Raw genomic sequence first — 21,681 nt, forward strand, 5'->3', positions numbered from 1 at the left:
AGCGTGTCACTGATCGCTTCCGACCAATTCCGCATCGTTGTCGGCCTCGGCAAGAGCGGCATGTCCCTGGTTCGCTTCCTGGCGAACCGGGGCATTGCCTTTGCGGTCGCCGATACCCGCGAGCAACCGCCGGAACTGGACACCCTGCGCCGTGAATACCCGCAGGTGGAAGTGCGCTGTGGGGAGTTGGATGTCGACTTCCTGTGCCGCGCCAACGAACTGTATGTCAGCCCCGGCCTAGCCTTGGCCACTCCGGCGCTGCAGCAGGCCGCCGCGCGCGGCGTGAAGCTGTCGGGTGACATCGACCTGTTCGCTCGTTACGCCAAGGCGCCGATCGTGGCGATCAGCGGCTCCAACGCCAAGAGCACGGTGACCACCCTGGTCGGCGAGATGGCCGCCAAGGCAGGCAAACGTGTGGCGGTCGGTGGCAACCTCGGCACACCGGCGCTGGACCTGCTGGACGACTCGGTCGAGCTGTACGTCATGGAACTGTCGAGCTTCCAGCTGGAAACCACCGACCAGCTCAACGCCGACGTGGCCACCGTGCTGAACATCAGCGAAGACCACATGGACCGCTACAGCGGCCTGCCGGCCTATCACCTGGCCAAGCACCGTATCTTCCGTGGCGCGCGCCAGGTGGTGGTCAACCGTCAGGACGCCCTCAGCCGGCCTCTGCCGGTCGAAGGCCGCCCGTGCTGGACCTTCGGCCTCAACGCCCCGGACTTCAAGGCCTTCGGCCTGCGTGAAGTGGAGGGCGAGAAACACCTGGCGTTCGAGTTCCAGACCCTGATGCCCGTGCGTGAGCTGAAGATCCGCGGCGCCCATAACCACAGCAACGCTCTGGCCGCCCTGGCCCTGGGTCATGCCGTTGGCCTGCCGTTCGCGCCGATGCTCGACGCCTTGCGCGAATTCACCGGCCTGGCCCATCGCTGCCAGTGGGTACGCGAGCGCCATGGGGTGAACTGGTACGACGATTCCAAGGCCACCAACGTTGGCGCCGCCCTGGCTGCCATCGAGGGCCTGGGTGCCGACATCGAAGGCAAGCTGGTGCTGATCGCCGGTGGCGACGGCAAGGGTGCCGATTTCACCGCCCTGCGCCAGCCGGTCGCTGCCCATTGCCGCGCCGTGGTGCTGTTGGGCCGCGACGCCGAGCGCCTGGCCGAGACTTTTGGCGACAGCGTGCCGCTGGTACGGGTCAAGACCCTGGACGAGGCCGTGCAACGCTGTGCCGAACTGGCCCAGCCGGGCGATGCGGTGCTGCTGTCGCCGGCCTGCGCGAGCCTGGACATGTTCAAGAACTTCGAAGAACGCGGGCGCCTGTTCGCCCAGGCGGCGGGAGGGCTGGCATGATCTTCGGCATCCTCAAGCCATACCCGTCGCCGCTGATCAGCGGCCGTGGCATCGACCTCGACTTCCCACTGCTCGCCGGCTGCCTGGCGCTGCTGGGCCTGGGCCTGGTGATGATCACTTCGGCGTCCTCGGAAGTCGCCGCCGTGCAGTCGGGCAACCCGCTGTACCACATGATCCGCCACCTGGTGTACGTGACCCTGGGCCTGGGGGCCTGTGGCCTGACCATGATGGTGCCGATCGCCACCTGGCAGCGCATGGGCTTCATGATGCTGATCGGCGCCTTCGGCCTGCTGGTGCTTGTGCTGGTGCCGGGCATCGGCCGCGAAGTGAACGGCTCGATGCGCTGGATCGGCTTCAGCTTCTTCAACGTCCAGCCCTCGGAAATCGCCAAGGTCTTCGTGGTGATCTACCTCGCCGGTTATCTCGTGCGTCGGCAGACCGAGGTGCGCGAAAGCTGGATGGGCTTCTTCAAGCCGTTCATCGTGCTGCTGCCGATGGCCGGCCTGCTGCTGATGGAGCCGGATTTCGGCGCCACCGTGGTGATGATGGGCGCGGCTGCGGCGATGCTGTTCCTCGGCGGGGTGGGGCTGTTCCGCTTCAGCCTGATGGTGGCGCTGGCGGTGGTCGCGGTGTTCGTTCTGGTGCAGGCGCAGCCGTACCGGATGGCGCGTCTGATTACCTTTACCGACCCGTGGTCCGACCAGTTCGGCTCCGGCTACCAGCTGACCCAGGCGCTGATCGCCTTTGGCCGTGGCGAGTGGCTGGGCGTGGGCCTGGGCAACAGCGTGCAAAAGCAGTTCTACCTGCCCGAGGCGCACACCGACTTCGTGTTCTCGGTACTGGCCGAGGAGCTGGGCGTGATCGGCTCGCTGTGCACCGTGGCACTGTTCATGTTCGTCACCATTCGAGCCCTGTACATCGGCCTGTGGGCGGAGAAGGCCAAGCAGTTCTTCGCCGCCTACATGGCGTTCGGTCTGGCCTTCCTGTGGATCGGCCAATTCCTCATCAATATCGGGGTGAACGTCGGCCTGTTGCCGACCAAGGGCCTGACCTTGCCGTTCCTCAGCTACGGGGGCAGTTCGCTGGTGATCTGCTGCGCCTGCGTGGGCTTGTTGCTGCGCATCGAGTGGGAGAGCCGCACGCACCTGGGCAGCGAGGAGCACGAATTCAACGAAAGCGATTTTGCCGAGGAGGCCCATCATGGCCGCTGATGGCAAGAACGTATTGATCATGGCTGGCGGTACCGGGGGGCATGTGTTCCCCGCCCTGGCCTGCGCCCGTGAATTCCAGGCGCGTGGCTACAGCGTGCACTGGCTGGGCACCCCCCGTGGCATCGAGAACGAGCTGGTGCCCCAGGCCGGCCTCCCGCTGCACCTGATCCAGGTCACCGGGCTGCGCGGCAAGGGCAAGCTATCGCTGCTCAAGGCGCCGTTCACCCTGGTCAAGGCGGTGCTCCAAGCACGGCGCATCATCCGCGAGCTCAAGCCGGTCTGCGTGCTGGGCTTCGGTGGCTACGTCACCGGCCCCGGCGGTGTCGCTGCGCGCCTGAGTGGCGTGCCGCTGGTGATCCACGAGCAGAACGCCCGCGCGGGTACCGCCAATCGGCTGCTGGTGCCCCTGGCGGCGCGAGTCTGCGAAGCTTTCCCCGACACCTTCACGGCTAGCGACAAACGTCGCACCACCGGCAACCCGGTGCGCCCGGAGTTGTTCCTGGACGGCGAGCGCGCCCCTCTGGCCGAACGTCGCGCACGCCTTTTGGTGCTTGGCGGCAGCCTGGGTGCGGAACCATTGAACAAATTGCTGCCTAAGGCCCTGTCCGAGGTGCCCGCCAACCTGCGGCCCGAGGTGTTCCACCAGGCCGGCAAGCAGCACGCGCCGATCACCGCCGAGCGTTACCGCGAGGTGGGGATCGAGGCTCAGGTGGAGCCGTTCATCAAGGACATGGCCCATGCCTATGGCTGGGCCGACATGGTGGTGTGCCGGGCTGGCGCCCTGACCGTCAGCGAACTCGCGGCGGCGGGCTTGCCTTCGATGCTGGTGCCCTTGCCCCACGCGATCGACGACCACCAGACCCACAACGCCCAATACCTGGCTCGCGAAGGCGCCGCCTTCCTGATGCCACAAGCGACAACTGGCGCAGCGCAGCTCGCTGAACGCCTGAACGAGGTGCTGATGCAACCCGAGAAACTCAACACCATGGCCGGCACCGCGCGTCGCCTGGCCAAGCCTGCCGCAACCAGCACCGTGGTCGACATCTGCCTGGAGGTGGCCCATGGTTGAAAGCCAGAAAGCCATGCCCCAGCCGAAAATGGGCCGTATTCGCCGCATCCACTTCGTCGGTGTCGGCGGCGTGGGCATGTGCGGCATCGCCGAAGTGCTGCTGAACCTGGGCTATGAAGTGTCCGGTTCCGACCTCAAGGCCTCGCCGGTCACCCAGCGCCTGGAATCCTTCGGTGCCGAGATCTTCGTCGGCCACCGCGCCGAGAACGCCGCCAATGCCGACGTGCTGGTGGTATCCAGCGCTATCAACCCGGCCAACCCGGAAGTCGCCACCGCCCTGGAGCGCCGCATCCCGGTGGTGCCGCGTGCCGAGATGCTCGCCGAGCTGATGCGCTACCGTCACGGCATCGCCGTCGCCGGCACCCACGGCAAGACCACTACCACCAGCCTGTTGGCCTCGGTGTTCGCCGCCGGTGGCCTGGACCCGACCTTCGTGATCGGTGGCCGTCTGACCGCGGCGGGCACCAATGCCCAGCTCGGCACCAGCCGCTACCTGATCGCCGAAGCCGACGAGAGCGACGCCAGCTTCCTGCACCTGCAGCCGATGGTGGCCGTGGTCACCAACATCGACGCCGACCACATGGCGACTTACGAAGGCGACTTCAACAAACTGAAGAAAACCTTCGTCGAGTTCCTGCACAACCTGCCGTTCTACGGGCTGGCGGTGATGTGCCTGGACGACCCGGTGGTGCGTGAGATCCTGCCGCAGGTCAAGCGCCCGACCGTGACCTACGGTTTCAGCGAAGAGGCCGACATCCGCGCCATCAACGTGCGCCAGCAAGGCATGCAGACCCACTTCACCGTGCTGCGCCGTGACTGCGAGCCGTTGGAGGTGTCGGTCAACATGCCCGGCAACCACAACGTGCTCAACGCCCTGGCGACCATCGCCATCGCCACCGACGAGGGCATCAGCGACGACGCCATCGTCCAGGGCCTGTCCGGTTTCCAGGGCGTGGGCCGACGCTTCCAGGTCTACGGCGAGTTGCCGGTCGATGGTGGCAGCGTGATGCTGGTCGACGACTATGGCCACCATCCGACCGAAGTCGCCGCGGTGATCAAGGCCGTGCGCGGCGGCTGGCCGAGCCGACGCTTGGTGATCGTCTACCAGCCGCACCGCTACAGCCGCACCCGCGACCTGTACGACGACTTCGTGCAAGTGCTGGGCGATGCCAACGTGCTGCTGTTGATGGAGGTCTACCCGGCCGGCGAAGAGCCGATCCCCGGCGCCGACAGCCGCCAGCTGTGCCACAGCATCCGCCAGCGCGGCAAGTTGGACCCTATCTACATCGAACGTGGCGCCGAACTCGCGCCACTGGTCAAGCCGTTGCTGCGCGCCGGCGACATCCTGCTGTGCCAGGGTGCCGGTGACGTTGGCGGCCTGGCCCCGCAACTGATGAAAAGCCCGCTGTTCGCCGGCGCGGTCGCCAAGCAGGAGAAGCCACAATGACCAGCGCCGACGAGAAACTGCATTCCACCCTCGACCCGAAGACCTTCGGCCGTGTCGCCGTGCTCTACGGCGGCACGAGCGCCGAGCGTGATGTGTCGCTGAAGTCCGGCGCCGCAGTGATCGAGGCGCTGATCAGTGCCGGTGTCGACGTGCTGCCGATCGACGTCGGCGATGACCTGCTCGACGTGCTGCAGCGCGAGACCATCGACCGCGCCTTCATCATCCTCCATGGCCGTGGCGGCGAAGACGGCAGCATGCAAGGCCTGCTGGAGTGCCTGGGCATTCCCTACACCGGCAGCGGCATCCTCGCCTCGGCGCTGGCGATGGACAAACTGCGCACCAAGCAGGTGTGGAAGAGCCTGGGCATCCCGACCCCGCACCACGCCGTGCTCGCCAGCGAACACGATTGCGTCGAGGCCGGCAAGGCACTGGGCTTCCCGCTGATCGTCAAGCCGGCCCATGAGGGCTCCAGCATCGGCATGGCCAAGGTCAATAGCGTCGAGGAACTGGTCGCCGCCTGGCAGGACGCCGCCCGCTACGACTCGCAGGTGCTGGTCGAGCAGTGGATCCAGGGCCCGGAGTTCACCATCGCGGTGCTGCGCGGCCAGGTGCTGCCGCCGATCGCCCTGGGCACGCCGCACGTGTTCTACGACTACGACGCCAAGTACATCGCCAACGATACCCAGTACCGCATCCCGTGTGGCCTGGACAGCGCCAAGGAACAGGAACTGATCGACCTCACCGCGCGCGCCTGCGATGCCATTGGCATCGAGGGCTGGGGGCGGCTGGATGTCATGCAGGACGAGCAGGGGCGCTTCTGGCTGCTCGAAGTCAACACCGCACCAGGCATGACCGACCATAGCCTGGTGCCTATGGCGGCCCGAGCGGCTGGCCTGGACTTCCAGCAATTGGTGCTGGCGATCCTGGCCGCCAGTGTCGAGACGCGAGGGTAAGAGCCATGCAAGGCGCGATGTTACGTCATCAGCAACCCGCAGCCCCCGGCCGTAGCAAGCCGGTGCCGCGTGGTGCCAGTCGACTGGTGGCCAAGGAGCCAATGTCGGCGCGCCTGCCCAAGGCCAATTTCAGTGTGTTCAAGCGCCTGCTGTGGCCGGTGTTGCTGGTCGCCGCCGGCTTCGGCGCCTATGAAGGCGCGGTGCGTCTGATGCCCTATGCCGACCGGCCGATCACCAAGATCGCCGTGCAGGGCGACCTCAGCTACATCAGCCAGCAGGCGGTGCAGCAGCGCATCGCGCCCTACGTGGCGGCGAGCTTCTTCAGCGTCGACCTGCCGGCCATGCGCGCCGAGCTCGAGCAGATGCCATGGATCGCCCACGCCGAGGTGCGCCGGGTATGGCCCGACGAGGTGGTGATCCGCCTCGAGGAGCAACTGCCGGTGGCGCGCTGGGGTGACGAGGCGCTGCTGAACAACCAGGGCCAGGCGTTCACCCCGCGTGAGCTGGCCAACTACGAGCATTTGCCGCAGCTGTTCGGGCCGCAGCGTGCTCAGCAACAAGTCATGCAGCAGTATCAGGTACTGAGCCAGATGCTGCGCCCCATGGGCTTTTCCATCGCTCGCCTGGAGCTGCGCGAGCGAGGCAGTTGGTTCCTGACCACCGGCGCCGGTAGCGCCGGGCCGGGCATCGAGCTGCTGTTGGGGCGCGACCACCTGGTGGAGAAGATGCGCCGTTTCATTGCCATTTACGACAAGACACTCAAAGAGCAGATCACCAACATCGCCCGCATCGATCTGCGCTACGCCAACGGATTAGCTGTTGGTTGGCGGGAACTGAATGCACCGACGACGGCCCAACCCGCCGTTGCGAAGAATTAGAGAGAGGCAGGACCATGGCAAACGCGCATAGCGGCAAAATGATCGTCGGGCTGGACATCGGCACCTCCAAGGTGGTGGCGCTGGTCGGTGAGGTGGCGGCGGACGGCACCCTGGAGATCGTCGGGATCGGCACCCACCCTTCCCGCGGCCTGAAGAAGGGCGTGGTGGTGAACATCGAGTCGACGGTGCAGTCGATCCAGCGCGCGGTGGAGGAGGCGCAGTTGATGGCCGGCTGCCGTATCCACTCAGCGTTCGTCGGTGTCGCCGGCAATCACATCCGCAGCCTGAACTCCCACGGCATCGTCGCCATCCGCGATCGTGAAGTCAGCGTCGCCGACCTGGAGCGCGTGCTCGACGCTGCCCAGGCGGTGGCGATTCCTGCCGACCAACGGGTGCTGCACACCCTGCCGCAGGACTACGTGATCGACAACCAGGAAGGTGTGCGCGAGCCGCTGGGCATGTCGGGTGTGCGCCTGGAAGCCAAGGTCCACGTGGTCACCTGCGCGGTGAACGCAGCGCAGAACATCGAGAAGTGCGTGCGCCGCTGCGGCCTGGAAATCGACGACATCATCCTCGAGCAGTTGGCGTCGGCCTACTCGGTGCTGACCGATGACGAGAAGGAACTGGGCGTGTGCCTGGTGGACATCGGTGGTGGCACCACCGACATCGCCATCTTCACCGAAGGCGCGATCCGCCACACCGCAGTGATTCCGATCGCTGGCGACCAGGTCACCAACGACATCGCCATGGCCTTGCGCACCCCCACGCAGTACGCCGAGGAGATCAAGATCCGCTACGCCTGCGCCCTGGCCAAGCTGGCCGGCGCCGGTGAAACCATCAAGGTGCCGAGCGTCGGCGACCGCCCACCGCGCGAGCTGTCGCGCCAGGCCCTGGCCGAGGTGGTGGAGCCGCGTTACGACGAGCTCTTCACCCTGATCCAGGCCGAGCTGCGTCGCAGCGGCTACGAGGACCTGGTGCCAGCCGGCATCGTCCTCACCGGCGGCACCTCGAAGATGGAAGGCGCCGTGGAACTGGCCGAGGAAATCTTCCACATGCCGGTACGCCTCGGCGTGCCGCACAGCGTTCGGGGGCTGAGCGACGTGGTACGCAACCCGATCTATTCAACTGGCGTGGGCTTGCTCACCTACGGCCTGCAAAAGCAGACCGAGGACCTGCCCCTGACCGGCAACAGCAGCAGCAACAGCTATGGCGATGAACCTAAGGCCCCGGTGCTTGAGCGCTTCAAGCGCTGGGTCCAAGGCAACTTCTAAGTTTCAAAGCAGTAGTGGTAGGCGCAAAAACTAGAGAACTGTAAGGAGAGGGAAAATGTTCGAGCTCGTAGACAACGTCCCGCAAAGCCCGGTCATCAAGGTGATCGGCGTCGGCGGTGGCGGCGGCAACGCCGTCAACCACATGGTCAAGAGCAACATCGAAGGCGTCGAGTTCATCTGCGCCAACACTGATGCTCAGGCGCTGAAGAACATTGGCGCGCGCACTATCCTGCAACTGGGTACCGGCGTGACCAAGGGCCTGGGTGCCGGTGCCAATCCGGAAGTCGGCCGTCAGGCTGCGCTGGAAGACCGCGAGCGCATCGCCGAAGTGCTGCAGGGCACCAACATGGTGTTCATCACCACCGGCATGGGTGGCGGTACCGGCACCGGTGCGGCGCCGATCATCGCCGAAGTGGCCAAGGAAATGGGCATCCTCACCGTTGCGGTGGTGACCCGTCCGTTCCCGTTCGAAGGCCGCAAGCGCATGCAGATCGCCGATGAAGGCATCCGCATGCTGGCAGAAAGCGTCGACTCGCTGATCACCATTCCCAACGAGAAGCTGCTGACCATCCTGGGCAAGGATGCCAGCCTGCTGTCCGCCTTCGCCAAGGCCGATGACGTGCTGGCCGGCGCCGTGCGCGGCATCTCCGACATCATCAAGCGTCCGGGCATGATCAACGTCGACTTTGCCGACGTGCGCACCGTGATGGGCGAGATGGGCATGGCGATGATGGGTACCGGCTGCGCCAGCGGCCCGAATCGTGCCCGCGAGGCCACCGAGGCGGCGATCCGCAACCCGCTGCTGGAAGACGTCAACCTGCAGGGCGCGCGCGGCATCCTGGTGAACATCACCGCCGGTCCCGACCTGTCTCTGGGCGAGTACTCCGACGTGGGTAGCATCATCGAGGCCTTCGCCTCCGACCACGCGATGGTCAAGGTGGGCACCGTGATCGACCCGGACATGCGCGACGAGCTGCACGTCACCGTAGTGGCCACTGGCCTGGGTGCGCGCATCGAGAAGCCGGTCAAGGTCGTCGACAACACCCTGCAGACCGCCCAGGCTGTCTACGAGGCGTCGAACCCGGCCCCGACCCGCCAGGAGCAGCCTGCCGTCAACTACCGTGACCTGGAGCGTCCGACCGTGATGCGCAACCAGGCCCACGCGGGTGCTGCGGCGGCAGCTAAACTCAACCCACAGGACGATCTGGACTACCTGGATATCCCGGCCTTCCTGCGTCGTCAGGCCGATTAATGGAATTTATCAGGGGTATAAGGGTGATTGGTGTTCAGCAAAGGCCGGGTCTGATATCATTCTCAGCCTTTGTTGATACCTGTTCGCAATTTGCGCTGAAGCGGCCAATGCCATGATTAGACAACGCACCCTGAAGAATACCATCCGTGCCACCGGTGTCGGCCTGCACTCCGGGGAGAAGGTCTACCTGACCCTCAAGCCTGCGCCTGTCGACACCGGCATCGTCTTCCGCCGCGCCGACCTCGACCCTGTCGTCGAGATCCCGGCTCGGGCGGCCAACGTCGGCGAGACCACCATGTCGACGACGCTGGTCAACGGTGACGTCAAGGTCGATACGGTCGAGCACCTGCTCTCCGCCATGGCGGGCCTGGGCATCGATAACGCCTACGTCGAGCTCTCCGCCTCGGAAGTGCCGATCATGGATGGCAGCGCCGGTCCCTTCGTATTCCTGATTCAGTCCGCGGGCCTGGAAGAACAGGACGCAGCCAAGAAGTTCATCCGCATCCTGCGCGAAGTCACGGTGGAAGAGGGCGACAAGCGCGCCACCTTCATGCCGTTCGACGGGTTCAAGGTGAGCTTCGAGATCGACTTCGATCACCCGGTCCTGCGCAACCGGACCCAGAGCGCCAGCGTCGACTTCTCCAGCACTTCGTTCGTGAAGGAAGTCAGCCGCGCCCGCACTTTCGGTTTCATGCGCGACATCGAGTACCTGCGCAAGCACAACCTTGCGTTGGGCGGCAGTGTCGAGAACGCCATCGTGGTCGATGAGGACGGCGTGCTCAATGAAGACGGCCTTCGTTACGAAGACGAATTCGTCAAGCACAAGATCCTCGACGCCATCGGCGACCTCTACCTGCTGGGCAACAGCCTGATCGGCGAGTTCAAGGGCTACAAGTCCGGACACGCGCTGAACAACCAGCTGCTGCGCAAGCTGATCGCCGAGAAAGGCGCCTGGGAAGTGGTCACTTTCGAAGATGCCAGTACGGCACCGATCTCCTACATGCGCCCTGTTGCGGCCGTGTAAGTTCGAACACTCTCTAGTTTGATTAAGGCCACCTTCGGGTGGCCTTTTTTATTTCCTGAATTAGGGTGGTTATAGTTTGGGAATCTTATCCCTTGAGGTGCTGAGGTGGATGATGTTTGCTCTGTTTCCACGTGCTTCGATGAAATAAATTAAATTATATTGACTGATTTTTCGGAGGCATCCTACATACATTTGGAACGAACGTGTGCAGCCTATTGAGCTTCCCCTACAAGGAGTTCGTAAATGGCTTGCCATGGATACATGTCTATCAGCGGTAGATCCAAAGGTCTGATTTCAGCCGGGTGTTCAACACAGGATTCGATCGGGAATAGATTTCAGGTTGGACATGCTGACGAAATTATGGTGCTTTCCTTCTCCCATAATCTATCGAGTTTAGGTAATACTGATCGCGCCACGCATCGCCCTATTTTGATTACCAAGCATGTTGATAAATCAACCCCGTTGCTGGCGGAGGCTTTGGCTAGTCGAGAAATCGTAGATTGTAAAATCAATTTTTATCGTGTCAATGGAAGTGGTAAGCAAGAGCGTTTTTTTCACATCGAGCTTGCAGGCGGGCTTGTCGTTGATCATCGTATAGAAATGCCTCATTCGATCCTACTAAATGATCAGCACCCGCAAGAATACATTGCAATTCGATATGGTTTTATAGGTTGGCAGCATTTGATTGCTGGTACCAGTGGCTATGCAAGCTGGGGTGATGGAGAGTGAAAAGGAAGGAGGGGTGTCCTCCCTTGCAGGGCTTTGAGTTCTGGGAGGTAAGTCACGCCGCCTCCAGGCTAACTAATTACGCTTGCGAAGTAGGCGCTCGCTATATCAAAGACGACAGCCTCAGGGTACAGTTCACCCAAGAGTTTTCATACGCTTCTCAAATCGTCGTAGAGGGTGTTCGAAACGGTAGTCTGAGCTCTGAGCAAGCCTTGTTTTCGCTAAGGCGTGAGCACGGTGAATTGTATGCGCAGGTGGCTGAATATATTAAGCTGGTTGCGGGATTTAGTGCAGGGTTTTTACAGGTTGGTACCGGTTTAGCGGTTTGTAAGCTGTCCTTCGGCGTCGGCTGTGTCGTTGGCGGAATTCCGCTCATTCTTCACGGAGTGAATAATGTTTATGAAAATGGCAGGAATCTTATTAGTAGGGGCAATGACACGGTTGGCCTAGTACGAAGGGGGTATCAGAAATTAGCGGAAATAACGGGTGGACGTGCTTCGCACGGTAATGTTGCCTATGGGGTGACGGATATCGGGCTCTCTGCTTTTGGGTTGGCTCGAATGGTGTTGAAGCCAGGCTCATGGCGGCTATTTAGGTATATCGAAGCCGATAAGGCGAGGGCTTACAGGGAGATGAGCAAAGGGGCGATCATGTTTGAGGTCGGCGTGGATATGCTGAGGGGCGAACAGGTGTTGGTAGAATGGGACAAGTAATGATAGTCATGTTCTTTATCACCACTGTTCTGCTGAGTGTAATTTTTGCCTATGTTTTACGTTTGAGGTGCTCAGGGGCGCATCTGGGTTACGGCCTGTTGTTGCTGTGCTTTACGTACAATATATTCTTTGTTACCTATTACCTGCGGATCATTGATCGCGCCTATTTTTTGTTTTTTGGGCACCATCCAGAGTTTTTGAGTGCTAACCCCATCGTCGGCTGGGTCTGCCTGATCGGCGCTGTTTTGCACTGTGGCGCCATGCCCTCCAAGCGTGAGCCCAGAAGCAAACAAAGGCGCTTATTTCGCTGACCGCAGAGCCACCGGCTATCACTTCAGACTGGCCTCGTGACCTGACTAGAGTCCAATTCAAACGCCGTAATGGGAAAATGTCAGCGCTTTTCCTTGGCCTTCGCATGCGCAGCCAGGCGCTCCAGCGCGGCGCGCAGCCTGGGGTCGGTGATGCCCTCGGCGGTGTCGCGCAGGCTTTCGGCGGCGTTGTCCGAAAGCGCCATGGCCTGGCCTTGGTGCTTCGGGGCGGCCACCGGAGGCTGGACCTTGAACAGGATGCGCTGCAAGTTGGCGAACGCCTCCAGCTCCTGCAATTGGCGCTGCAGGCGCTTTTGCTGATAGCGCAGGCGGGTCGCCCAGTGGCCGTCGGTGACCACCAGCAGCAAGGTGCCGTCGCGCCAGGAGGCGATGTGGCAGTGCTCACGGGCGGCGGGTTGCAGTTGGCTCTCCAGCAGGCGTTGCAAGTGCCCCAGGCGCTCGGCCTGGTTGAGCAGCAGGCGCAGCGGGCGGGCCTGGCGCAGCAGGGCGGCGGGGGGCTGGGCGGAAGGCGGTTTGTAGGCCATGGGGGTACGTGTGAGGTTGCGAGTCGGCAGTCTAACAGATGCCGGCACCTTCATTGCCTGTGGCGGCCCTGTCGCGGGGCGAGCCCGCGACAGGTACGGCGCATCGCGCGGGCGAAACACGTTTCATGTTCATCAACCTTGAACTGGCGGAAAATGTCCCTATGTTAGAAAAGCCCCGTAAAAGCGCTGTGCCAGCATCGTGGAAATCCACCACTTTCCTCACCATCGTTTCCGGGTAGAATGCTCGTTCGCATGCGGCCCAAGGGCTGCACGGGCGACTCACGGGGCCGCCCTCCATCCCTAAGTGTGGAAGATCCTGCCGATATGTTTGCGCCTTTGTTAAAGAAACTTTTTGGAAGCAAGAACGAGCGTGAAATCAAACGCATGCTCAAGACGGTCACCACCGTCAATGCCTTCGAAGAGAAGATGGTGGCCCTCTCCGACGAACAGCTGCGCGCCAAGACCGCAGAGTTCAAAGAGCGCCTGGCCAAAGGCGAGACTCTCGACCAACTGTTGCCCGAAGCTTTCGCCGTGGCCCGCGAGGCCGGCAAGCGTGTGATGGGCATGCGCCACTTCGATGTCCAGCTGATCGGCGGCATGACCTTGCACGAAGGCATGATCGCGGAAATGCGCACCGGTGAGGGCAAGACCCTGGTCGGTACCCTGGCCGTGTACCTGAACGCACTGTCCGGCAAGGGCGTGCACGTGGTCACGGTCAACGACTACCTGGCCCGCCGCGACGCCAACTGGATGCGCCCGCTGTACGAGTTCCTGGGCCTGAACGTGGGCATCGTTTCGGCCTTCCAGCCGCCTGAAGAGAAGCGCGCCGCGTATGCCGCCGACATCACCTACGGCACCAACAACGAATTCGGTTTCGACTACCTGCGCGACAACATGGCCTTCAGCCAGGACGAGAAGTTCCAGCGTGAGCTGAACTTCGCGGTGATCGACGAAGTCGACTCGATCCTCATCGACGAGGCGCGTACCCCGCTGATCATCTCCGGCCAGGCCGAAGACAGCTCCAAGCTGTACATCGAGATCAACCGCCTGATCCCGCGCCTGACGCAGCACATCGAGGAAGTCGAGGGCCAGGTCACCCAGGAAGGCCACTTCAGCATCGACGAGAAGGCCCGCCAGGTCGAACTCAACGAAGCCGGCCACCAGTTCATCGAGGAGATGCTCACCCAGTCCGGCCTGCTGGCCGAGGGCGAGAGCCTCTACTCGGCGCACAACCTGAGCCTGCTGACCCACGTCTACGCCGGCCTGCGCGCGCACAAACTGTTCCACCGCAACGTCGAGTACATCGTCCAGGACGGCCAGATCCTGCTGATCGACGAGCACACCGGCCGCACCATGCCGGGCCGCCGCCTCTCCGAGGGCCTGCACCAGGCGATCGAGGCGAAGGAAAACCTGAACATCCAGGCCGAAAGCCAGACCCTGGCCTCGACCACCTTCCAGAACTACTTCCGCCTCTACACCAAGCTGTCCGGCATGACCGGTACCGCGGACACCGAGGCGTTCGAGTTCGCCCAGATCTACAACCTCAACGTGATGGTCATTCCGCCGAACAAGCCGTTGGCGCGCAAGGACTTCAACGACCTGGTGTACCTGACCGCCGACGAGAAGTACGCGGCGATCATCGCCGACATCAAGGAAAGCATGGCCAAGGGCCGCCCGGTACTGGTCGGTACCGCCACCATCGAAACCTCCGAGCACATGTCCAACCTCCTGAAGAAGGAGGGCATCGACCACAAGGTGCTCAACGCCAAGTACCACGAGAAGGAAGCCGAGATCATCGCCCAGGCCGGTGCGCCAGGCGCGCTGACCATCGCCACCAACATGGCCGGCCGTGGTACCGACATCCTTCTGGGCGGCAACTGGGAGGCCGAAGTCGCCGCCCTGGAAAACCCCACCGCTGAACAGGTCGCGCAGATCAAGGCCGATTGGCAGAAGCGTCACCAGCAGGTACTGGAGGCCGGTGGCCTGCACGTGATCGCCTCCGAGCGCCACGAATCGCGCCGTATCGACAACCAGCTGCGTGGCCGTGCCGGTCGCCAGGGTGATGCCGGTTCCAGCCGCTTCTACCTCTCGCTGGAAGACAGCCTGATGCGCATCTTCGCCTCCGACCGGGTGAAGAACTTCATGAAGGCCCTGGGCATGCAGTCCGGCGAGGCCATCGAGCACCGCATGGTCACCAACGCCATCGAGAAGGCTCAGCGCAAGGTCGAAGGCCGCAACTTCGACATTCGTAAGCAATTGCTCGAATACGACGATGTGGCCAACGAGCAGCGCAAGGTGATCTATCACATGCGCAACAGCCTGCTGGCCGCGCAGAACATCGGCGACACCATCGCCGAGTTCCGCCAGGAAGTGCTCGATGCCACCATCAGCCAGCACATCCCGCCGCAGTCGCTGCCCGAGCAGTGGGACGTGGCTGGCCTGGAAGCCTCGCTGGCCAGCGACTTCGCCATGAAGCTGCCGATCCAGCAGTGGCTCGACGAGGACGACCACCTCTACGAGGAGACCCTGCGCGAGAAGCTGCTGAACGAGATCACCAGCGCCTACACCGAGAAGGAAGACCAGGCTGGCGAAGACGCCCTGCGCACCTTCGAGAAGCAGATCCTGCTGCGCGTGCTGGACGACCTGTGGAAAGACCACTTGTCGACCATGGACCACCTGCGTCACGGTATCCACCTGCGCGGCTATGCGCAGAAGAACCCGAAGCAGGAGTACAAGCGCGAATCGTTCACCCTGTTCCAGGAACTGCTGGAGTCGATCAAGCGCGACACCATCCGCGTCTTGTCGCATGTTCAAGTACGCCGCGAAGACCCGGCCGAAGAGGAAGCCCGCCTGCGCCGCGAGGCCGAGGAGCTGGCCCGTCGCATGCAGTTCCAGCACGCCCCGGCCCCTGGCCTGGAGAGCGAGCAACTGAGCGAGGAGGGCGCTGAAGTGGCAGTGGCCACCGCGCCTGTGCGCAACGAGCAGAAACTGGGTCGCAACGAGCCGTGCTGGTGTGGTTCGGGCAAGAAGTTCAAGCACTGCCACGGGCAGATCGAGTAACGTCCTGCCGTTGTATCAAGGTACCGGGGCCGCTTTGCGGCCCATCGCGGCGCAAGGCCGCTCCTACGGGTAACGCGTTGGCGTCGCGCCTGTGGGAGCGGCCTTGTGCCACGATGGGGCGCAAAGCGGCCTCCGCTCTTCCATCCCCCGCCGGTCGACCTTAAGATCGTGCCTCTTCACCCCTTTTCAGTGTTTTTCTAGGAGCGCTTACATGGCTGTCGGTCTCGGTCCCCTGCCCACCCTGCACCCCGTTCCGGGTTTCGAACTCGGCATCGCCTCCGCGGGCATCAAGCGCCCGGGGCGCAAGGATGTGGTGGTCATGCGTTGCGCCGAGGGCTCCAGCGTCGCAGGCGTGTTCACCCTCAACGCCTTCTGCGCGGCTCCGGTGATCCTGTCCAAGCAGCGCGTCCAGGGCACTGTGCGCTACCTGCTGACCAACACCGGCAACGCCAACGCTGGCACCGGCGCTCCCGGCCTGGCCGCTGCCGAGCGCACCTGTGCCAAGCTTGCCGAGTTGGCGGGGGTGCCGGCTGAGTCGGTGCTGCCGTTCTCCACGGGCGTGATTGGCGAGCCGCTGCCGGTCGAGAAGATCGAAGGCGCCCTGCAGGCCGCGCTGGACAACCTGTCCGAGAACAACTGGGCCGAAGCCGCCACCGGCATCATGACCACCGACACCCTGCCCAAGGGCGCCAGCCGTCAGTTCCAGTTCGACGGCAAGACCATCACCGTCACCGGCATCAGCAAGGGTGCGGGCATGATCCGTCCGAACATGGCCACCATGCTTGGCTACATCGCCACCGACGCCAAGGTCGCCCCCCAGGTGCTCAAGGACCTGATGCTCGACGGCGCCAACAAGTCGTTCAACCGCATCACCATCGACGGCGACACCTCGACCAACGACTGCTGCATGCTGATCGCCACGGGCAAGGCCGATGTGCCTGCGGTGACCGAGGCCCGCGGCGAGCTGTTCGAGGCGCTGAAGCAGGCGGTGTTCGACGTGTGCATGGAGGTGGCCCAGGCCATCGTGCGTGACGGCGAAGGCGCCACCAAGTTCGTCACCGTGCAGGTCAACGGCGGCGGCAACCACCAGGAATGCCTGGACGTCGGCTACGCCGTGGCCCACTCGCCGCTGATCAAGACCGCGCTGTTCGCCTCCGACCCCAACTGGGGTCGCATCCTCGCCGCCGTTGGCCGTGCTGGCGTGCCGGCGCTGGATGTCAGCCTGATCGACGTGTACCTCGACAGCGTGTGCATCGCCAGCAAGGGCGGCCGCAGCCCGAGCTACACCGAGGAGCAAGGTTCGGCGGTGATGGCCCAGGAAGAGATCACCATCCGCATCGAGTTGGGCCGTGGCCAGTGCAGCGAAACCATCTGGACCACCGACCTGTCCCACGAGTATGTGAAGATCAACGCCGAATACCGCACCTGATGTCCATCGGGGCCGCGTTGCGGCCCTATCGCGACACGAGGCCGCTCCCACATGGATGGCTCGCTGCCTGTGGGAGCGGCCTTGTGCCTCGAGAGGGGCGCATAGCGGCCCTCGCGTCCCAATCCAAAGGAGCCGCCCCCATGAGCTACCACCTGATCATCGGCGACAAGCTGTATTCCTCTTGGTCGCTGCGCGGCGCCCTGGCCCTCGAATTGGCCGGCGTGCCCTACGACGAAACCCTGATCAAGCTGAACCAGCCGGACACCCGCAAGCGCATCCTCGCTTACTCCGCCACCGGCAAAGTGCCGCTGCTCAAGACCGAGCACGGGGTCATCGCCGACTCCCTGGCGATCGCCGAGTACCTCAACGAACAGCACCCCGAGGCCCAGCTCTGGCCCGCCGACACCGTTGCCCGCGCCCAGGCGCGCTCGGCCTGCGCGCAGATGCACAGCGGCTTTTTCGCCCTGCGCGGCGCCATGCCGTTCGACCTGTCGCGTGACGAGGCGCTGGAAAGCGTGCCCTTGGACGTGCAGGTGGACATCGACCGCATCGTCGCGTTGTGGTCCGAGTGCCGCCTGGCGGCCAAGGACAGCGGCCCGTTCCTGTTCGGCCGAGCGACCCTCGCCGACGCCTTCTTCGCCCCGGTGGCCGTGCGCCTGCGCACCTACCGCGTTGAAGTGCCCGCTGAAGCGGCGGCGTACATCGAGACGGTCTACCACTGGCCAGCCTTCCAGGCCTGGCAGAAGGCTGGCCTGGCGGAGCGTGAAGGGTGAAGCGGGTTCATGTAGCGGCAGCGGTCATTCGCGGCGCGGACGGCCGTATCCTCATTGCCCGCCGTGCCGATACTCAACACCAGGGCGGCTTGTGGGAGTTCCCCGGTGGCAAGGTGGAGGAGGGTGAGGCCGTCGAGGCGGCGCTGGCCCGTGAGCTGCGTGAGGAGCTGGGCATCGAGGTCAACGGCTCGCGGCCGCTGATCAAGGTCAGCCACGACTATGCGGACAAGCAAGTGCTGCTGGACGTGCGTGAAGTCAACGCATTCAGTGGCGAGCCCCATGGCGCCGAGGGCCAGCCGCTGGCCTGGGTGACGCCAAGGGACCTGGGGCAGTATGAATTCCCCGAGGCCAACAAACCGATCGTGGCCGCCGCGCGCCTGCCGGACCAGTACCTGATCACCCCGGACGGCCTGGACGTGCCCGAGCTGCTGCGCGGCATCCAGAAAGCGATTGCCGCCGGCATTCGGTTGATCCAACTGCGCGCGCCGGACATGTACGACCCCAAGTACCGCGACGTGGCGGTGGATGCGGTGGGGCTGTGCGCCGGCAAGGCCCAGTTGATGCTCAAGGGGCCATTGGAATGGCTGGGGGATTTCCCCTCGGCTGGCTGGCACCTGACCGCGGCCCAGTTGCGTAAGTACGCTGCCAAGGGGCGGCCGTTCCCCAAGGAGCGCTGGTTGGCGGCATCGTGCCACAGTGTCGAGGAGCTGGCGTTGGCCGAGCAGATGGGGGTGGATTTCGTCACCCTGTCGCCCGTGCAGGCGACCCAGACCCACCCCGAGGCGGTGCCACTGGGGTGGGAGGCGGCGCAGCAGGCGATCGCCGGGTTCAACCAACCGGTGTTCCTGCTGGGCGGAGTCGGGCCTGGGGAGCGTGAGCGTGCCTGGGCGGTGGGGGCGCAGGGGGTGGCGGGTATTCGGGCGTTTTGGCCTGAGGGCTGAGCGTCGCTGTGCGGCTGATGGCCCTATCGCGGGGCAAGCCCGCTCCTACAGGCACGGCGCCAGCGCTGCTCTTGTAGGGGCGGGCTTGCCCCGCGATTGCGATCGTCAGGCCTGCGGTTTGGCGGCGGGTTGCCACAGCACTTCGGCCACCCCCTGGCGGCGGCCGATGATCCTTGCCGCGACGAACAGCAGGTCGGACAAGCGGTTGATGTAGGCCAACCCCACCCCTGCCAGCGGCTCCAGCGCATTCAACTGCTGGCAGCGCCGCTCGGCGGCCCGCGCCTGGCTGCGGCACACATGCGCCTGGGCCACCAGCGCCGAGCCGCTGGGCAGGATGAAGTTCTTCAGCGGCCCCAACTCCTCGTTCCAACGGTCGATAGCCGCCTCCAGGCGTTCCACCTCGGTTTGGTCGAGCGCCTGATAGCTGGGCATGGCCAGTTCACCGCCCAGGTCGAACAGGCGGTGCTGACAGGGCGCCAGTACCGCGCTCACCTCGCCCAACCGCTGTTCCTCCAGGCCGGCCAGCAGCAACCCCAGCTGGCTGTTGAGGCTGTCCACCTCGCCGATCGCTTCGATGCGCGGGTGGTCCTTGGGCACTCGGCGCCCATCGCCCAGGCCGGTCTCGCCCTGGTCGCCGGTGCGGGTGTAGATCTTCGACAGGCGATAGCCCATGTCATGCCTCCGTCTTCGCCGGGGCGGCCTGCCCCGGCTGGTTCAGGGGCAGGCGCAGGGTGAAGCAGGTGCCCTGGCCGGGGGTGGAGTGCACCTCCATCTGCCCCTTGTGGTTGTTGGTGATGATGAAATACGACACCGACAGGCCAAGCCCGGTGCCCTGGCCGATTTCCTTGGTGGTGAAGAATGGCTCGAAGGTGCGCTTGCGCACCGCCTCGGGCATGCCCACGCCGTTGTCCTCGACCTGGATCTCCGCCCACGGCGGGTTGAGCCGGGTGCGCAGGGTAATGCGCCCCGGCTCGCTCGGGCGCGGACGCTGGTGGATGGCCTGGGCAGCGTTCTTCAACAGGTTCAGCAGCACCTGCTCCAGCTCGTTGGCAGTGCAGGGCACCGGTCCCAGCTCGGGGTCGAACTGGCGCACGATGGCCTGGCCCTTGAAGTCGAAGCCGATGGTCAAGTCGAAGTCGTTGCCAGCGATCTCCACGGCCTGGTCGATCAGCGCCGGCAGGTCGCAGGGCGCCAACTGGCGGTTGCTGCGGCGGCTGAAACTGAGCATGTGGGTGACGATCTTCGCCGCCCGCGCGCCGGCCTGCTGGATGCCGTCGAGTAACTGCGGCACTTCGCGGCTTTCCAGGTAGCGGTTGACGCTGGGCAGGTCCAGGCCCTGCTCGTTGGCCTGCTCCTGGTTGCGCGGCAGCTCCGGCGACAGGCGCCTGCGGATATTCTGCACATTGTGCAGGATCGCCCCCAACGGGTTGTTGATCTCGTGGGCCATGCCCGCGGCCAGGCCGCCGACCGAGAGCATCTTCTCCGACTGCACCATCATCTCTTCCAACGACAGGCGCTGGGTGATGTCGTCGATGCGAATCACCACACCGCGCCCGCCGCCGCCCATCAGTGGGTAGAAGGTCAGGGCATAGTGGCGCGCATCGTCGCCCTTGGGCCACGTCACCCGCTCGATCTTCGCCACGCGGTGCTTCTCGACGCTTTCCTTGAGCTGGGGCAAGAACGGCTTGAGTGGCTCGAAGGCGATGAAGATCGGCTGGTTCAGGGCCTCGTCCAGCGGCGTGCCGGAGAGCACCGTGGCCTCGTGGTTCCATTGGGTGACGTAGAGCTGTTCGTCGAGGGCGATCAGCGCCGAGGGCATGGAGTCGATGATGCTGTTCAGGTAGTTCTGAAAGCCCGTGAGCTTCTTCTCGATCTTGCTGCGCACCTGGACTTCCAGCTCCAGCTTGCGGTTGGTATAGCGGGTTTCCTCGGCCAGGCCCTGGGCCTGGTCGTAGGCCGACTGGAATTCGTCGCGGGTGCGCTTGAGCTGCTGCTCGCGCGCCTCGATGCGCGACAGCATGGTGTTGAACGCCTCGGCCAGGCTGCCGATCTCGTCATCGTTGCCACGCTGGGCGCGCAGGGCGTAGCTCTCTTCACGGGTGACCTGGCGCGAGAGCTCCTCGAGGCGGTTGATCGGCTGGGTGATCAGGCGCTTGATCTGCCGGGCGATGACGATCCACAGCAGGACGCTGAACACCAGGATCGCCAGGCTGGCGGACAGGGTGCCGGTGTAGAACGCGGTGGGCAGTTCGCTGCTGGCCACCAGCAGCAGGTGCGCCGGTGGGGTGCCGGGGCGCGGCAGGGCGATCAACTGGGTGCTGCGAAACTCCATCAGCCGCCAGCCCTCGATGTTGCGAAAGCGCTTGGGCAGCGCCAGCGGCTCGCCGTGCTGCAACTGGGCGAGCATGCGCCCGTCGCTGCCGTACAGCGCGGCGGCACGCAGCGGGGAGTAGCTGTCGAGTTCCTTGAGCAGGGCGCTGGCGGTTTCCGGCGAGTCGCCGGCGCGGCTCGACAGCTGCGGGTTGGACACCAGCCGGCCGATCGTCTGCAGGGCCTGGGGGGCCATGCTTTCCTGGGTGATCCAGTAGGCGGCGCTGATGAACGCCAGGTTGGCCACCAGCAAGATGGTCACCAGCAGCACCAGCAGGGCCGCCAGCAGTTTCTGCCCGACCGGGAGGTTGTCCAGGCGTTGGCGCAGTGTCATGGGCAAGGCGGTGTCCGTGTCGGTTGA

The 21,681-nt window shown here is 64.2% G+C and carries 19 protein-coding genes; 16 read left to right on the forward strand and 3 right to left on the reverse strand.

All coding sequences use genetic code 11. The features are described from left to right. Positions 1–3: 3 nt before the first annotated feature. From murD to P0Y43_RS08385, 12 genes are all read left to right on the forward strand, one after another. Positions 4–1,350, forward strand: a complete 1,347-nt coding sequence (gene murD, locus P0Y43_RS08330; RefSeq protein WP_275636823.1) for a UDP-N-acetylmuramoyl-L-alanine--D-glutamate ligase — start codon at positions 4–6, stop codon at positions 1,348–1,350. Further along, positions 1,347–2,561 carry a putative lipid II flippase FtsW gene (ftsW, locus tag P0Y43_RS08335; protein WP_430540232.1) on the forward strand — a complete coding sequence of 405 codons (1,215 nt, stop codon included), beginning with the start codon at positions 1,347–1,349 and terminating at the stop codon, positions 2,559–2,561. Before murD ends, ftsW begins: the two co-directional genes overlap by 4 nt. Continuing rightward, a complete protein-coding gene (murG, locus tag P0Y43_RS08340; RefSeq protein WP_275636824.1) occupies positions 2,551–3,630 on the forward strand; it encodes an undecaprenyldiphospho-muramoylpentapeptide beta-N-acetylglucosaminyltransferase in 1,080 nt (359 codons plus the stop codon). The genes ftsW and murG overlap by 11 nt, the downstream gene beginning before the upstream one ends. Next, positions 3,623–5,077 (forward strand): UDP-N-acetylmuramate--L-alanine ligase, encoded by a 1,455-nt coding sequence (gene murC / locus P0Y43_RS08345; protein WP_275636825.1) that lies wholly within the window; start codon positions 3,623–3,625, stop codon positions 5,075–5,077. The genes murG and murC overlap by 8 nt, the downstream gene beginning before the upstream one ends. Next, positions 5,074–6,030, forward strand: coding sequence for a D-alanine--D-alanine ligase (locus P0Y43_RS08350; RefSeq protein WP_275636826.1), 957 nt, complete (start codon positions 5,074–5,076; stop codon positions 6,028–6,030). The genes murC and P0Y43_RS08350 overlap by 4 nt, the downstream gene beginning before the upstream one ends. A gap of 5 nt (positions 6,031–6,035) precedes the next feature. After that, the gene (locus P0Y43_RS08355) at positions 6,036–6,908 is read left to right on the forward strand and encodes a cell division protein FtsQ/DivIB (protein WP_275636827.1); all 873 of its coding nucleotides are present in this window, start codon (positions 6,036–6,038) and stop codon (positions 6,906–6,908) included. A 14-nt stretch (positions 6,909–6,922) separates the two neighbouring features. Continuing rightward, positions 6,923–8,179, forward strand: a complete 1,257-nt coding sequence (ftsA, locus tag P0Y43_RS08360) for a cell division protein FtsA (RefSeq protein ID WP_054894012.1) — start codon at positions 6,923–6,925, stop codon at positions 8,177–8,179. A 55-nt stretch (positions 8,180–8,234) separates the two neighbouring features. Then, a complete protein-coding gene (ftsZ, locus tag P0Y43_RS08365; RefSeq protein WP_275636829.1) occupies positions 8,235–9,431 on the forward strand; it encodes a cell division protein FtsZ in 1,197 nt (398 codons plus the stop codon). A gap of 112 nt (positions 9,432–9,543) precedes the next feature. Next, the gene (lpxC, locus tag P0Y43_RS08370; protein WP_275636830.1) at positions 9,544–10,455 is read left to right on the forward strand and encodes a UDP-3-O-acyl-N-acetylglucosamine deacetylase; all 912 of its coding nucleotides are present in this window, start codon (positions 9,544–9,546) and stop codon (positions 10,453–10,455) included. 243 nt (positions 10,456–10,698) lie between these two features. Beyond that, the gene (locus P0Y43_RS08375; RefSeq protein ID WP_275636831.1) at positions 10,699–11,184 is read left to right on the forward strand and encodes an Hcp family type VI secretion system effector; all 486 of its coding nucleotides are present in this window, start codon (positions 10,699–10,701) and stop codon (positions 11,182–11,184) included. 23 nt (positions 11,185–11,207) lie between these two features. Further along, positions 11,208–11,894, forward strand: coding sequence for a DUF4225 domain-containing protein (locus P0Y43_RS08380; protein ID WP_275636832.1), 687 nt, complete (start codon positions 11,208–11,210; stop codon positions 11,892–11,894). 8 nt (positions 11,895–11,902) lie between these two features. Further along, positions 11,903–12,205 carry a hypothetical protein gene (locus P0Y43_RS08385; RefSeq protein ID WP_275636833.1) on the forward strand — a complete coding sequence of 101 codons (303 nt, stop codon included), beginning with the start codon at positions 11,903–11,905 and terminating at the stop codon, positions 12,203–12,205. 80 nt (positions 12,206–12,285) lie between these two features. Here the strand turns inward: P0Y43_RS08385 and P0Y43_RS08390 are convergent, their stop codons facing one another. Further along, positions 12,286–12,747 carry a DUF721 domain-containing protein gene (locus P0Y43_RS08390; protein ID WP_275636834.1) on the reverse strand — a complete coding sequence of 154 codons (462 nt, stop codon included), beginning with the start codon at positions 12,745–12,747 and terminating at the stop codon, positions 12,286–12,288. Positions 12,748–13,071: 324 nt separating this feature from the next. Here P0Y43_RS08390 and secA point away from each other — a divergent pair, with 324 nt between their 5' ends. The 4 genes from secA to P0Y43_RS08410 all read left to right on the forward strand — a co-directional run bounded on the left by secA (position 13,072) and on the right by P0Y43_RS08410 (position 18,950). Further along, entirely contained in the window at positions 13,072–15,807 is a 2,736-nt protein-coding gene (gene secA / locus P0Y43_RS08395) for a preprotein translocase subunit SecA (RefSeq protein ID WP_275636835.1), read from the forward strand. A gap of 211 nt (positions 15,808–16,018) precedes the next feature. Continuing rightward, positions 16,019–17,236 (forward strand): bifunctional glutamate N-acetyltransferase/amino-acid acetyltransferase ArgJ, encoded by a 1,218-nt coding sequence (gene argJ / locus P0Y43_RS08400; RefSeq protein ID WP_275636836.1) that lies wholly within the window; start codon positions 16,019–16,021, stop codon positions 17,234–17,236. A gap of 140 nt (positions 17,237–17,376) precedes the next feature. Then, positions 17,377–18,009 carry a glutathione S-transferase family protein gene (locus P0Y43_RS08405; protein WP_275636837.1) on the forward strand — a complete coding sequence of 211 codons (633 nt, stop codon included), beginning with the start codon at positions 17,377–17,379 and terminating at the stop codon, positions 18,007–18,009. Then, a complete protein-coding gene (locus P0Y43_RS08410; RefSeq protein ID WP_275636838.1) occupies positions 18,006–18,950 on the forward strand; it encodes a Nudix family hydrolase in 945 nt (314 codons plus the stop codon). Before P0Y43_RS08405 ends, P0Y43_RS08410 begins: the two co-directional genes overlap by 4 nt. A gap of 105 nt (positions 18,951–19,055) precedes the next feature. Here P0Y43_RS08410 and P0Y43_RS08415 read toward each other — a convergent pair whose 3' ends face one another. Then, a complete protein-coding gene (locus tag P0Y43_RS08415) occupies positions 19,056–19,622 on the reverse strand; it encodes a cob(I)yrinic acid a,c-diamide adenosyltransferase (RefSeq protein WP_275636839.1) in 567 nt (188 codons plus the stop codon). Position 19,623: 1 nt separating this feature from the next. Next, complete coding sequence (locus tag P0Y43_RS08420; protein WP_275636855.1) at positions 19,624–21,654, reverse strand: ATP-binding protein; 2,031 nt, start codon at positions 21,652–21,654, stop codon at positions 19,624–19,626. Positions 21,655–21,681 lie beyond the last annotated feature (27 nt).

Origin of the sequence: Pseudomonas entomophila (assembly GCF_029193575.1) — a bacterium.
In the GTDB taxonomy this organism is placed as follows: Bacteria; Pseudomonadota; Gammaproteobacteria; order Pseudomonadales; family Pseudomonadaceae; genus Aquipseudomonas; species Aquipseudomonas entomophila_G.

Coding starts and splice junctions, on each gene's coding strand:
- P0Y43_RS08420 (WP_275636855.1), bottom strand. CDS start 21,654: ATGACACTGCGCCAACGCCTGGACAACCTCCCGGTCGGGCAGAAACTG.
- P0Y43_RS08355 (WP_275636827.1), top strand. CDS start 6,036: ATGCAAGGCGCGATGTTACGTCATCAGCAACCCGCAGCCCCCGGCCGT.
- P0Y43_RS08390 (WP_275636834.1), bottom strand. CDS start 12,747: ATGGCCTACAAACCGCCTTCCGCCCAGCCCCCCGCCGCCCTGCTGCGC.
- secA (WP_275636835.1), top strand. CDS start 13,072: ATGTTTGCGCCTTTGTTAAAGAAACTTTTTGGAAGCAAGAACGAGCGT.
- P0Y43_RS08415 (WP_275636839.1), bottom strand. CDS start 19,622: ATGGGCTATCGCCTGTCGAAGATCTACACCCGCACCGGCGACCAGGGC.
- murG (WP_275636824.1), top strand. CDS start 2,551: ATGGCCGCTGATGGCAAGAACGTATTGATCATGGCTGGCGGTACCGGG.
- lpxC (WP_275636830.1), top strand. CDS start 9,544: ATGATTAGACAACGCACCCTGAAGAATACCATCCGTGCCACCGGTGTC.
- P0Y43_RS08385 (WP_275636833.1), top strand. CDS start 11,903: ATGTTCTTTATCACCACTGTTCTGCTGAGTGTAATTTTTGCCTATGTT.
- P0Y43_RS08405 (WP_275636837.1), top strand. CDS start 17,377: ATGAGCTACCACCTGATCATCGGCGACAAGCTGTATTCCTCTTGGTCG.
- ftsA (WP_054894012.1), top strand. CDS start 6,923: ATGGCAAACGCGCATAGCGGCAAAATGATCGTCGGGCTGGACATCGGC.
- ftsW (WP_430540232.1), top strand. CDS start 1,347: ATGATCTTCGGCATCCTCAAGCCATACCCGTCGCCGCTGATCAGCGGC.
- murC (WP_275636825.1), top strand. CDS start 3,623: ATGGTTGAAAGCCAGAAAGCCATGCCCCAGCCGAAAATGGGCCGTATT.
- P0Y43_RS08375 (WP_275636831.1), top strand. CDS start 10,699: ATGGCTTGCCATGGATACATGTCTATCAGCGGTAGATCCAAAGGTCTG.
- P0Y43_RS08350 (WP_275636826.1), top strand. CDS start 5,074: ATGACCAGCGCCGACGAGAAACTGCATTCCACCCTCGACCCGAAGACC.
- ftsZ (WP_275636829.1), top strand. CDS start 8,235: ATGTTCGAGCTCGTAGACAACGTCCCGCAAAGCCCGGTCATCAAGGTG.
- argJ (WP_275636836.1), top strand. CDS start 16,019: ATGGCTGTCGGTCTCGGTCCCCTGCCCACCCTGCACCCCGTTCCGGGT.